Source organism: Legionella lytica (assembly GCF_044626755.1).
Lineage (GTDB): Bacteria > Pseudomonadota > Gammaproteobacteria > Legionellales > Legionellaceae > Legionella > Legionella lytica_A.
Map to the genome: position 1 here is coordinate 656237 of NZ_JBGORX010000001.1, position 13227 is coordinate 669463.

The following is a 13227-nucleotide window of genomic DNA, read 5'->3' on the forward strand; positions in this document are numbered from 1 at the left end:
GCTTAAAAGGTAGGCTAGGCGGTTAAGTCCAGCATCAAAACAAGCCGAAACCGTATAAACCTGAAGATAAATCCTAATACTAAACTGTTCTAATTTTGCATTGTATGTTAGTATGCTTAGCAGGTAATTTAGTATCGAGATCTTTTATGACAAAACAATTAGCTCATCAAACAGTACAAAAACTTACTCAGCAATTAGTAGAATCTCCAAATTCAGCCTCTTTAGCAAACGATGAAATAATCCAAGTTATAACGGAAGTTATTGATAGTACCTATAAATCCTGTAAAAAATCTCTTCGGCAGGATTTTTATAAAGAGTTGTCACGGTTACTCCATTCGGATCGTCTAGCCGGTTCTACTCAATACGAGAACCTTGCAACTTATTTAAAAACACGTGGTCTCATTGATGAACCACAGAGAATATTAATTGAGCATCATGCACGCCAATCTGCAACTCCAATTTTAAGTTTTTTTAAAGAAGTTTTCACTCAACCAAGTCAGTCTCTAGATTTACTTAAGCGCCACTCCTCAGATAATCCACTAATTACTAATCTAGAGCGTTATTCAGACCCTTTCAAGCTTGGAGCTCTAATTTTGATAGTGATTGTTGGCGTTAGTTCTATATTGCTCTCAATAGTGAGTGAATTAATTTCTGGCATAGCACGTTCGCTTATCAACTCCATGAATGGGTTTATCAATATTGGGCTAAATAAAATAACCGATGATGGATATGAGGAAATGTCTCTTCATTATAAGACTGCAAATTTTGCAGAATATAAAAAGCAATTTTTGCTCGAAGCCAGAATAGAAGCACAGGCTAAAGCACTACTTGATGATAGTGAGTTCTATGCCTCTATAAATGTTATGGATGATGCAGATTTTTGGGATTACCTTCTAACTACCATAACGCCCTCTGAAGGAGAGCCTACGACTAGTTCTGCTGAACAATTAGCTGAGGCAAGAATAAAAAAGCTCACATCATTTACCCTGGATAGAATAAGATCGGCTTTTTTTGCATTTTATGCAGCGGGAACAGATGAAAATAAGGCTCCTCTGCAACGAGCCATGTCCTTAATCGTTTCTCCTTTCACATTGGCAGTAGTCCTCTTGGGTGAAGCAATTTCATTGGCGGAAAGAGGCATTTTTGCAGTAGTGAATACTGCTAACTTGCTTTCATATTATGCTGCGCTTTCTGTATTAAATGCTCCTCTTTTTAGTTACGATGTGTCCGTATTTCTATTTGAGTACATTTTGGATAAAGATATTGTTGAGCATGAAGTAAATGCGACTAAAATTCAGAAAAATCCATTGTATTTATTAGCATATAAGCCAGAAAACACTGCCCATCTAAGTTCTGAGTTGGAGCCTCTTCAAATGGGCTCACCTATTCAAGCTCCTGTGGTAGGCAATGATTCAGAGGTTAATAACCCCACTAATTTCACGCTAAATATATAGCTGCAATACTAAGATTAAGATAGAAGGCTCTTTTGTGTTTGGCTCATGCCTGCATGGAGAGCCTTTACTGGTTCGAGGCGAACTAGGGCCATTATGGTATAACTGAATTGAATGTTTAAAAGCAAATAATGTTTATTTTAGGATTATTTGTTCGTGATTTTGTTTTATGTTACTATTTGACCACTTTGCGATAAATGGTTTGTATTTGATGAATAAATCACCTAGTCAGTTAGCCGTTCATACAATAGAATCGATTGCTAATGACCTGTCAACAATGCAAGAACATGAGTTAGTGCTAAGTCCGAAAAAGGTTGGGGCACTTATTAGTTATCATGTTAGTAAATCTTATGCAGAAGTATGGAAAGAAGATAAAAATACATTCTATCATGAATTATCGTTTCGCTTGCAATCGGATAAATTCAAAGCTCTTTATCCTGAGCTGTATGGTTCATTAAGTTCTCTGGGCGTGACAGATAAACCAAGAGAGATATTAAATAGTCTTCATAAGAAATATCATGATCGTAAACAATTATTTAATAATCTTGCGAAGAGCAAAACGTTAAGAACTTTGCTAGAGTATACGTTAGAAAATCCATTAACAGCTCAATTGGCTCGTTACTCGCAGCCATTTAATTTCTTATCAAAAGCGGTTTATTTAAGCGTACTTATTCCCCTAATTATCACTATTTTTCTTGGTTTCGTTGCGATAAGAACCGCTGATTTAGCATTATCAGTTATTGATTTTTTTATCAATGTATTTACTCCCATTTTTGTAGGGAAACATGATGCTCAAGAGCTCCAGAGTTATCTTTCATCACAATTTGCCCAATATGAAAAAGAGTATTTAGTTACTTTACGTGATGAATATATTGCTAAGAACATATGGTCTGAATCAGACCATCAAGAGCTGAAGAGTTTAAATGACGAACAATTTTTTGCGCTAATTTTAAAAAATGAGCTTGATGAAAACGGCCTCTATAAGAAGGCTCCAGTTCAACGTGACAATGAAACGTCAACGCAATATCAAGAGTTACTCAATGATTGGAATGAAGATAAGAATCGGCATATTCAAGGGGTATTAGCCCAGCATCATAAAAAAATTAATGACAGTATTTACACTAATGGTTTGAGCCGCATAAAACGTTTGCTTGTGGCTTTTTATAAGGCGATGAGTGAACCGGTAAATGTTATTTCGCTATTATTAGTTCGCCCAATCCAATTAGTTGCTGCTGCATTCATTTTAACTGCAGCCACCTTAACTGAACTGGCTCGTTATGCTACTTTTGCTGCTGCATTAGTAGGAATGACTGCTATGGTGTCCCTATGTTTTCTTACGTTATCCTTTTTGAGCAGTCCTCTTTACTGCTATGATGCCGCTCAATTCGCAATGAATAGGTTGCAGCGTAACTCGGATAATGAAGATAAGATAGAGGCGGGTTCTGAATTTGAATCTACATCCAATCCGATGCAGCAGTTATGGAATAATAAGAGAGCTACATCAGATAAAACGGTTACCGCGGTAGAGTCTTCTTTACATCACTATTCTCCAATTGAGAGTACTTCAAAAGAGCAAAAGAACGAGTATCAGAATGAACCTGGCGTATCTCGTGGATTGGCTCAATAAGCAGTAGGAACTATAGCACTTGTGTAGGTCAAACATCCTATGTCCAATGACTTACTCCTGAGCATCGGCAGCTCATTAGTTGGAAAAGAAGTAACCACAGTAAGTAATTTTGCGCAGGTTCTTCAAGAGAAAAATTCTAATCAAGCACAACCTTTCTAATCATTCAAAAGCGCTCACGAAGTAGAGTGAGCGCTAGTACGCCAAATTTAATGAGATGTGCTATATTTTATTTGCAACTGTACAAAAATAATAGATCTCATTCATTAAAAGGAATTAAATTATGAACAAAATTCTTGCTAAAGCAGGGATGTTTACTTTACTCGTTAGTGTTTCTGTTTATGGTTGGGCTAATGCGTGTATGCCTATAGCGAAAGCCTGTATGCAAAATGGCTACCATAAAGGAGGCGAGAAGGAACATAAAGGCTTAGTAAAAGATTGTGTTATGCCAGTTGTCATGGGTTCTAAAACACTACCAAATACTAATTTTAGTCAAAACGAACTTCAAGATTGCAAAGCTAAAATTGCTCAAAAAGTAAAAGGTAGAATGTAAGATAAGGAGTATCTTAGGCTGGGCTGCCGCAGGGCTTAGCAAACAGATTCTCGATGCTGGGCCGTAAGGCCCAGCCAACATGCAGAAATCTGAGTTTAAGCTTTTTGTAATGACTCAATTACCTCGCCCAAGAAGCGAGTTGCCTCACCTCCAGTTGCCGCTCTATGATCAAAACTAAGGGATAACGGCAGCATATTATGTACTTCAACAGCACCATCATCATTCGCAACAACACTCTTGTAGAGTCTTCCTACCGCTAAAATGGCAACCATTGGTGGGACAATGATTGGACTAGCAAATCGGCCTGCGAATTTACCAAAATTAGATAGGGTAATGGTCGCACCTTTTAATTTGTCAGCGCCAATCTCTCTATTGGCTACAGAGGTTTTAAGTTCGTTAATGGTTTGACGTAATTCAGCATCAGAACGTTTTGCCGCGTCATGGATAACAGGTACAAATAAACCTTCCTCATTATCCATAGCGAGTCCAAGATGTACTTCATCAAAGCATTGGCGAGCACCATGCTTGGTATCAAACCAGGCATTCATTGCAGGTTCTTTTTCAGCCGCATGAATCATGGCACGAATTAAACGCACAGTAATGTCTGTTCCGGGTTTCCAATTATGGATATCAGCTTCATCAAAAATGCTCACCGGAACTACTTCTGCATGTGATTGCACCATACTGTTTAGCATGGCACGTCGCACACCCCGTAGAGGCTCATAACCAACAGGCACTTGGGAGTTTTTATCGACTTGAGCTTGCACGTCTTCACGTGTAATCACCCCAAATTCACCAGTACCTTTTAGTGCGGCTAAATCAATACCTAGTTTTTTAGCAAGCATTTTTACAGCTGGTGTTGCCTTAATTCGGGCTTTGTCAGCGTTTTGAATGCCGATAACAAAATTATCTTCACTGACTTCGCTGCTTTCTTCTAAGTTTCCAACCACGGTGCCTTTATCCGTAGCTTTTGTTGCACTTGATTCAAATGCAACTAATGGGTCACCTGTTTTGATTACATCACCTGGCTTGCCAAATAACTTCCCGATAACACCACTTTGAGGGCAGGGAACATCAACAACAGCTTTTGCTGTTTCCATAGAAACAAGAGGCTGATCGGTTACAACTGTATCACCTTCCTTGACAAACCACTCATGAATTTCAGCATCAGGTAAACCTTCACCTAAATCAGGCAGATTAAAAATATTCATTATTACTCCATTATGCTCATAACACTGTTTTTTATACGTGCAACACTTGGGATGTATTGTTTTTCTAATTGGAAATAGGGCATAACGGTATCATAGCCAGTAACGCGTTGGACTGGTGCCATGAGGTCAGCCATTAAATTCTCCATAATTAGCGCGGAAATTTCTGCGCCAACACCGCAAGTTTTTGCCCCTTCATGAACAATAACGCAACGCCCTGTTTTTTCCACAGAGGCGAGAATCGTTTCGATATCTAGTGGTTTTATGGTTGCAACATCAATAAGCTCACAGGAAATACCTTCATCTTCAAGTTGTTTCACTGCTTGTTGGGTCTCATGCAAACTAGCTCCCCAAGTAACTAACGTAACATCATCACCTTGTTTTAAGGTAAAGCATTTGCCAATTGGTAGTGCTTCTCCATTATCCTCAACTGGTTGTTTTACCAAACGGTAAATACGTTTAGGCTCTAGGAATATAACGGGATCAGGATTTCGCATCGCTGCGAGTAATAAACCATATGCTCTTTTCGGTGACGAAGGAATAACTACTTGCAGGCCTGGAATATGGGCAAATAATGCCTCAGTACTTTCTGAATGATGTTCGGGCGCTCTAATTCCCCCTCCAAATGGGGCACGAAATACCAGGGGACAAGTCAAACGCCCACGAGTACGGTTACGCATACGTGCTGCATGAGAAATAATTTGGTTCATTGCGGGATAAATAAATCCCATAAATTGGAACTCAGCTACAGGTTTTAATCCTTGTAGTGACATACCAATAGCTAAGCCTGCAATCATCGATTCAGCAAGTGGAGAGTCGAACACTCGTTTTTCGCCAAAGCGCTCTTGCAAGCCAACGGTTGCGCGGAAAACACCTCCATTTTTACCTACGTCCTCGCCAAAAACGACAACATTATCATCATGAGCTAACTCATAAGCTAGGGCCTGAGTTACGGCTTCAATTAAGGTAATATCAGGCATTAGATGCTTCCTCCATAGCGATTGCGCGTTGCTCCACTAAATATTCTGGTAGTTCCGCAAAATGATAATCGAAGATACTGCTGATTGGTTGTGGTGTTCTACTAAGGTATTCATCCACGGCTTTTTCAACTTCAGCGGCACAGTGTATTACTAACTGTTCTTCTTCCCCGGCACTCCAGAGGTTGTTTTGTAGTAAGTATTCCTTGAAGCGAGCAATAGGCTCTTTGGGTTTGGCTTGCTCTACTTCGGTAGAGGGTTGATAGCGGGTGGCATCATCGGCAGTGGTGTGATCGGATAAACGATAAGACATGGCCTCAATCAGAGTAGGGCCTTCACCACGACGGGCTTTTTCAATGGCATCTCCAATTACCTGGCGGGTTGCTAAAATGTCATTACCATCTATTTGTATCCCAGAAAATCCGGCTGCTATAGCTTTTTGAGCGATGGTTTCTGTGCCAGTTTGTTTGTCTCTAGGAACAGAAATAGCCCATTGGTTATTATTTACTACAAAAACTACGGGCAATTTCCAAGTGCCTGCAACGTTAATGGCTTCATAGAAATCACCTTCAGAAGTTCCGCCTTCACCAATACATGCCACCGCAACTCTTGGTTCATTTCTATATTGGAACGCAAAGGCAATCCCTGTCGCATGTAAGCATTGAGAGGCAATGGGGACGCAGATAGGTAAATCTTGAGATTTACAGGCAAAATCACTGCCACGCTCATCGCCGCCCCAATAGGTTAGAATTTCTGACATTTTTACGCCACGCTGAATTTGCGCTGCATAATCGCGATAATAAGGAACGAATACATCCTCAGGCTTCATTGCATGGCCTATCGCGGTAGAAATCGCTTCCTGGCCATTAATTGGGGCATAGGTCCCCATTTTACCTGTCCTTTGTAATGCAATTGCTTTCTTATCAAACGTTCGAGTAAGCACCATGACTCGATAGAGTTCTTTGAGTGCTTCATGATTACTGGCAAAAGCAGGTGCTTGTCCTGCTAATTTGCCTTGTTCATCGAGAAATTGAGTATAGGTAATATCAAATTGAGCAACCGTTGCCATGCATGGCTCCTTGTCAACAAAGCGTTTGCATAGCATACTCACAAATTAATTTAAACACCAGTTAATTATTTGTATCAAATGACGCGAAATATTATAAAGCAATCAATGCTCTTGGCACTGGATTATTTCCCTTTCATGCAAGAGTATTACCAGAAATTGCGACACTTACCCGGGTTTGTGCTTTTGGAAAGCACAGACCGTTCGCAAGCACGTTACGATCTAGTGAGCGCTTATCCATATGATCGACTCAGGGTTGATCCACAAACGCACAATGTGTCAGAAATATTATGCTCTTTACGTGAGGTTCTAACCGAACAAGATTCTGTCGCTGATCTTCCATTTCAAGGTGGGGCTATAGGTTATATTTCTTATGATTTGGGCGCTCAGCTACTTGGTATTGAATCATCTTCGCAACCCAGCCTGGAGACAATGCCTTTATTGGACTTAGGATTGTATGATTGGGCTATTATTGTTGACCATCAGCTTAAGAACGTAACTTTATTTGCTGCGCATACTCAGCCCTCAACCGCGACTGTTATCGATGAGGTTTTGGCTTTATGGAATGGCATGTCAGATGAGCCAAGCCAAGCGGAGTTAACCAGTGACTTTTGTCCTTTAATTTCGCAAGATGAGTACGAGGAGGCATTTAACTCGATTCATCAATCTTTGATAAAAGGTCGATGTTATCAAACTAATTTAACTCAGCCTTTCCATGCTGGATATGAAGGGGACAGCTGGGCATTTTATCAAAAAATAAGTCGTAAAAATCCTGTTCCTTTTTCTGCCTTTTTACGAATCAAGGATGCCGATATTTTAAGTTTCTCCCCTGAGCGTTTTCTTTTGTATGATCAAGGTAAATTACTTACATCTCCAATTAAAGGAACCATTGGTCGTTCAGCAGATCCTGTGGAAGATCAACGTTTAATCAAGGAGTTGGAAGCAAGCGAAAAGAACAAAGCTGAAAATGTCATGATTGTTGATTTACTACGCAATGACCTGGGTAAAATAGCCAAACCAGGCTCTGTGCGAGTAACCTCTTTATGTGCTGTTGAAAGCTATAATTCAGTACATCATTTAGTGAGTACTATTGAAGCTCAATGCTTAGATAGCCTTCACCCTTTAGATGCATTTTTATCTTGTTTTCCGGGTGGTTCCATTACTGGAGCACCTAAAATTGAATCCATGCAGATTATCAGCCAGGAAGAACCTTATGCGCGAGGTGTTTATTGTGGAGCGATTGGTTATTTTTCCCGGCATGGGTATTTTGATACCAATATTGCAATAAGAACGGTGACTGCGAAAAATAATTTATTACACCTCGCAGCTGGTGGCGGAATAGTTATTGACTCCCAATGTGAAGACGAATATCGTGAATGTTTCATCAAAATTGCGGCGATAATTAATGGACTTAAGTGACTCCAAGAAAGGTTTTCCAGCTAATTCAGCAGTTATGGTTTTATATGAACGTGCTTCAGATTCACTCATTTTAACAAAACGACGAGAAAATCTTCGTGCACATCCCGGGGAAGTCTGTTTTCCTGGTGGGGGATGGGAAGAGGGGGATGTTGATTTGTATGCTACCGGCTTAAGAGAGTTGCATGAAGAGCTGGGAATTACTGGCGATCGGGTTACTTTAATTAGAGCCTTAGAACCTCAGCCTACTTTATTAGGCAAAGTGATTCAGCCTTGGTTTGCACAGATTGAATCCGTTAATCCTTATCAGATAAATCCTGATGAAGTAGCGCGATTGATTATGGTTCCGATGTCATTAGTACAAACGGCAAGAAATTATAAGGATATAGTCGTGGAGCGAGGGCGCTTTCGCTTTAAAAGTTGTGAATTTGTTTATCATGACGATTGGGTTTGGGGGGCTACCGCGAAGATTATGAAGCAGTTGATTATCGAGAATTAAAGATCCCGCCATCTTCGTTGCGCTTTGGATGACGGGCACTAACGGATCTATCTGATTACTTCAATGCACGACGCAGTATTTTTCCTACATTCGTTTTAGGAAGCTCATTAAAGAATTCCACTATTTTAGGAATTTTATACGCGGTTAAATGCTCACGACAATAAGCAATTACCTCATCCACTGTTAAGTTTGGATCCTTTCTTACGATGCAGGCTTTAACACGTTCACCTGATTCTGCGTCCGCTACACCAACGACCCCAACCTCCAGTACTCCAGGATGCATGCTTATTACTTGCTCTACTTCATTAGGATACACATTAAATCCAGAAACCAATAGCATGTCTTTTTTTCTATCAACCAGATAGATAAATCCTTCTTCATCCATTCGACCAATATCACCAGTTTTTAAATAGCCTGTGCGGGTAAATACTAGTGCCGTTTCATCAGGACGTTTCCAATATCCAGGGGTAACCTGAGGTCCCTTAATACAAATTTCTCCACTGGAGCCAATGGGTACTTCTTTTTCCTCATCGTCCAATATCAAGACATCAGTTGATGGAAGTGGTAAGCCAATGCTGCCGTTATAACTTGTTAGGTTCATTGGATTAATGGTTGCGGCAGGGCTTGTTTCTGTCAGTCCATAAGCTTCCAGGATTGGCGATTGAGTTACTTCTCTCCAACGTAAAGCCACACTTTTTTGTAGAGCCATTCCGCCAGATAAAGACAATCTTAATTTACTGAAATCGACTTCCTTAAATTGTGGGTGATTTAATAAGCCATTAAACAATGTATTAACGCCAGTAATGGTGGTGAAGCCACAAGTTTTAATTTCTTTAATGAAGTGTTTCATGTCCCGAGGATTGGTGATTAATATGTTTTTTGCTCCCATTTTCATAAAAGTCAGGCAATTCGCCGTTAATGAGAAAATATGGTACAGAGGCAATGCGGTAACAATAACTTCTTTATCTTCCTCTAATGCAGGGGATATCCAGGCATAGGCTTGTAGTAAATTAGCAACCAGATTTCCATGCGTTAAAATCGCACCTTTAGCTACCCCAGTTGTGCCACCAGTATATTGTAAAAAAGCGATGTCACTGTGATTCAAGTCGATATGGTGTAAGGTTGATTGTTTGCCTTCATGCAATACGTAGTTAAATGCAACTGCATGAGGAATCGAATAAGCAGGGACCATTTTTTTGACGTATTTTACTACCGCATTCACAATAAAACGTTTTACTGGCGGAAATAAATCACCGATTTGCGTGACGATAACGTGTTTTATTGTTGGGGTTGAAGGTAAAGCGTTTTGAACCGTTTTAGCAAAATTAGCAAGCACAATAATGGCTTCAGCACCTGCATCATTCATTTGATGAATTACTTCATCCGATGTATATAACGGATTTGTATTCACTACGACATAGCCCGCAAGCAAAATACCAAACAGTGCAACGGGGTACTGCAATAGGTTGGGCATCATAATCGCGATGCGTGCACCTTTTTCCAACTTAAGCTGTTGGAGATAGGCTGCAAAACTGTGGCTTAGTTCTTCTAATTCAGCAAAAGTAATCTCGCATCCTAAATTGGAGTACGCTATTTTTTGTGCATGATTAGTGCATGATTCTTTGAACAAAGCGACAAGGGACGAGTATTGACTAGGGTCAATTTCATGTGGAACGCCATTCTGATATTGTTCAAACCACCGTTTATCCACCTTAATATCCTTCTGTTATTGTTTTTCACATGATAGTATAAATGTAAGTATAAACAAAAAATCTGGTTATGGATATCATACTCATGAGTGAAAATACAACACAAACTCAAGCATTTAAGCTTAAAGGCCGACTTTACACATTTACTGTTTTGCAAGTACTGAATACTGATAGTGAGATTTTTGCCCAGCAATTGATTGAAACTGTAACAAGAGCCCCCAAGCTTTTTGATAAAACTCCAGTGGTTTTTGACCTTTCTGCGGTTCAGCAGTTAGAGTTTGATTTGAATGCTTTAATTCAAGTCGCACGAACTAATGGCATGATTCCTGTTGCTATTCAGGGGGGAAGTGCGTTACACGATACATTAGCTCAATGCCAAGGATTAGCTGTACTGCATGCTTCTGCAACCCAAGATAAGCCAATCATTGAGCGCTCTATTGAACCTGCTCAACAACCTCATCCTGAAGCAGCCAAAACCAAACTGTTAACAACACCAGTACGTTCTGGACAGCAATTTGTCGCTAAGAATGCTGATTTAATTGTCACTTCTTCGGTAAGTCATGGTGCAGAATTATTAGCTGATGGTTCAATTCATGTTTATGGTGCTTTACGTGGTAGGGCTTTAGCAGGGATTTCTGGTGATAAAGAGGCGCGCATTTTTTGCCAGTCGCTTGAGGCGGAATTGGTATCAATTGCCGGGTTTTATCGTTTAAGTGATGCAATTGAACCGCATAATGGGCCATGCCAAATCTATCTTTTGGATGATCATATCCACATTGAGCCTTTATGATAGACGCTGTTTTTATTTCTGATCTTCATTTGCATCCTGAAGAATACAACATTCAGGCTCATTTTGATTCTTTTCTTAAATGGGCCGTACACAATTCAGTAAAAAATATTTATATTCTAGGTGATTTTTTCCATGCCTGGGCTGGTGATGATACTCTAAACGATTGGAGTAGGGGCATTGCAGAACAATTACATGCATTAACCCGGCAAGGGATTAATTTGTTTTATATGCATGGTAATCGAGATTTTTTGTTAGGAAAACGTTTTGCCAAGTTGGCAGGATGGTCTGTTTTAAAAGAACCAACAATTATTTATTTAGATAATGAAAAAATAATGTTAGTACATGGTGATCGTTACTGTACTAATGATGTGGCTCACCAGCGCTTTAGGCTTCTAACGCGCAATAAAATTTTCCCCGCATTATTTTTAAGCCTATCTGCAAAATACCGTGAACGCTTAGTGAATCAGGTACGCACCCGCAGCCAAAATAATATGAGTAAATCCATGGAGCAAATGGATGTGGTTACTGAGTCAGTCATGCGACATATGCAAGAGCATGGGGTCAGCAAGCTTGTTCATGGTCATACTCATAAACCAGGCCTTACAACCTATCCTGGTGAACAAGACGAGTTGATGCGTTATGTACTTAGCGACTGGGATGACAACCCTAAATTATTGTGTTATTGTGGTGCAAAAGGCCTTTATTTTACCCATATGTGATTCTGTTTTAGGAGCTCAGTATGCCAGAAATTATTTCGACTCAAGATGAAATAGCTCAAAAGAAAAAAGAATTGGAGGTCGATGCTCGACGCTTAGCGGCAGACAAGGCTAAGCAAGCTTTTTTTGCAGCCAAAGAACAAGCACAAGCCCTTCAAAAAGCGGCCGTTCTCGAGGAAATTGAAAGGATTAAGAAAGAGGGTGTTGTTCGCTATGATGACAAAGGAAATGCTATTACCAAGCAAGCTATTTTTGAAGATAAGCTGCGGCAGGTTATGGGCTCTGAACAAAGTTCAATCCATGACTGGAAATCATCTATGATGTCCTTGATGTCTGTTTTATCCGCATTTGTTGAGGCAATGAATCAAGAGGTTAATGAGAAAACATCTCCTTATTATGTTCAGATAAAGCATGCTTTAAAAAATGGCATTATTGGCATGAAGGACACACTCTTAGATAAGCTTCGTGGTGATCCTAGACTTGATTTACCTACTTTAGTTCATGACATTCAACTAGGAAAGGATAATAAGCTCGAGGTAAAATTACAGGCGGGTGGGGAGAAAATGGTTGTCCAAGACCGTGATACATTGGTTGCCCAGTGGCTTGATGAACACGGATTCGAGCAAGATCCACACAATATAAACGGGTTTAGAACGAAAGAAGGACATCATCCTTTACCCGATGCTGTCTTTAAAAAAACAAAAGATGAGCTAGATGCGTTTTTAAACCGGAGCTCTTTAAAACTTCCTCAAGGTTTAAGAACTTTAGTGGCTCTGTGGTTAAATGAACGAGGATATGAGATAGATCCAAATAACAAGGAAGGATTTATCGCTAAAGAAGGACATGCACCGTTAACTGCTGCACAGTTTAATGAGTTAAAAAATGATCCCATTAATGGATTAAATGAGTTTCTAAATCGGGGAACAGAACTACAGTACCGTGAAGAGCTTAATAATGCTCCAGCACCTTATGGCATGGCCTTTGCAAATTAAACACGAACGCTGTCATTGCGTGCCTCGGTAATGCAATGACAGTTTGTTGCACATTTCTTTCTTACAAATAAAGTTATTTTCAAGACATACTACGTCGATCACTGTTCATTCTGAAGTAGAAAAAATCTTCTGGCGAGCTTTACTCAAGTAATGTAAAACGGGTGTAAGCTCAGGCAATTTATTCGTGGTACACATATTCTATGGGCAAAAGAATTTCTATCTTATG

General features: G+C 39.9%; 12 protein-coding genes. 8 read left to right on the plus strand and 4 right to left on the minus strand.

Translation table 11 applies throughout. The annotated features are described in order from the left end of the window. Positions 1 to 146 precede the first annotated feature (146 nt). The 3 genes from ACD661_RS02755 (at position 147) to ACD661_RS02765 (ending at position 3628) form a co-directional block, all read left to right on the plus strand. Entirely contained in the window at positions 147 to 1454 is a 1308-nt protein-coding gene (locus ACD661_RS02755; protein WP_400186129.1) for a hypothetical protein, read from the plus strand. 208 nt (positions 1455 to 1662) lie between these two features. Continuing rightward, a complete protein-coding gene (locus tag ACD661_RS02760) occupies positions 1663 to 3078 on the plus strand; it encodes a hypothetical protein (RefSeq protein ID WP_400186130.1) in 1416 nt (471 codons plus the stop codon). Between the two features lie 280 nt (positions 3079 to 3358). Continuing rightward, entirely contained in the window at positions 3359 to 3628 is a 270-nt protein-coding gene (locus ACD661_RS02765) for a hypothetical protein (RefSeq protein WP_347572674.1), read from the plus strand. A gap of 95 nt (positions 3629 to 3723) precedes the next feature. Here ACD661_RS02765 and ACD661_RS02770 read toward each other — a convergent pair whose 3' ends face one another. From ACD661_RS02770 to pdhA, 3 genes are read right to left on the minus strand one after another with little or no spacing between them, the layout of a single operon-like run. Continuing rightward, the gene (locus tag ACD661_RS02770) at positions 3724 to 4839 is read right to left on the minus strand and encodes a dihydrolipoamide acetyltransferase family protein (RefSeq protein WP_400186132.1); all 1116 of its coding nucleotides are present in this window, start codon (positions 4837 to 4839) and stop codon (positions 3724 to 3726) included. A gap of 2 nt (positions 4840 to 4841) precedes the next feature. Next, positions 4842 to 5816 carry an alpha-ketoacid dehydrogenase subunit beta gene (locus ACD661_RS02775; protein ID WP_400186133.1) on the minus strand — a complete coding sequence of 325 codons (975 nt, stop codon included), beginning with the start codon at positions 5814 to 5816 and terminating at the stop codon, positions 4842 to 4844. Then, entirely contained in the window at positions 5809 to 6882 is a 1074-nt protein-coding gene (gene pdhA / locus ACD661_RS02780) for a pyruvate dehydrogenase (acetyl-transferring) E1 component subunit alpha (RefSeq protein ID WP_400186135.1), read from the minus strand. The genes ACD661_RS02775 and pdhA overlap by 8 nt, the downstream gene beginning before the upstream one ends. A 78-nt stretch (positions 6883 to 6960) precedes the next feature. On the opposite strand from pdhA, the gene pabB reads away from it, so the two are divergent. Together pabB and ACD661_RS02790 are read left to right on the plus strand one after the other, a co-directional pair. After that, complete coding sequence (pabB, locus tag ACD661_RS02785; protein WP_400186137.1) at positions 6961 to 8298, plus strand: aminodeoxychorismate synthase component I; 1338 nt, start codon at positions 6961 to 6963, stop codon at positions 8296 to 8298. Then, positions 8285 to 8794 carry an NUDIX hydrolase gene (locus ACD661_RS02790; RefSeq protein ID WP_400186138.1) on the plus strand — a complete coding sequence of 170 codons (510 nt, stop codon included), beginning with the start codon at positions 8285 to 8287 and terminating at the stop codon, positions 8792 to 8794. Before pabB ends, ACD661_RS02790 begins: the two co-directional genes overlap by 14 nt. Positions 8795 to 8849: 55 nt before the next feature. Here ACD661_RS02790 and ACD661_RS02795 read toward each other — a convergent pair whose 3' ends face one another. Further along, complete coding sequence (locus ACD661_RS02795; protein WP_400186140.1) at positions 8850 to 10505, minus strand: AMP-binding protein; 1656 nt, start codon at positions 10503 to 10505, stop codon at positions 8850 to 8852. Positions 10506 to 10588: 83 nt separating this feature from the next. Here ACD661_RS02795 and minC point away from each other — a divergent pair, with 83 nt between their 5' ends. From minC to ACD661_RS02810, 3 genes are read left to right on the plus strand one after another with little or no spacing between them, the layout of a single operon-like run. Then, positions 10589 to 11293 (plus strand): septum site-determining protein MinC, encoded by a 705-nt coding sequence (minC, locus tag ACD661_RS02800; RefSeq protein WP_400186142.1) that lies wholly within the window; start codon positions 10589 to 10591, stop codon positions 11291 to 11293. After that, entirely contained in the window at positions 11290 to 12012 is a 723-nt protein-coding gene (locus ACD661_RS02805; RefSeq protein WP_400186144.1) for a UDP-2,3-diacylglucosamine diphosphatase, read from the plus strand. Before minC ends, ACD661_RS02805 begins: the two co-directional genes overlap by 4 nt. A 20-nt stretch (positions 12013 to 12032) precedes the next feature. Continuing rightward, positions 12033 to 13001 carry a hypothetical protein gene (locus tag ACD661_RS02810; protein ID WP_400186146.1) on the plus strand — a complete coding sequence of 323 codons (969 nt, stop codon included), beginning with the start codon at positions 12033 to 12035 and terminating at the stop codon, positions 12999 to 13001. Positions 13002 to 13227: the final 226 nt, after the last annotated feature.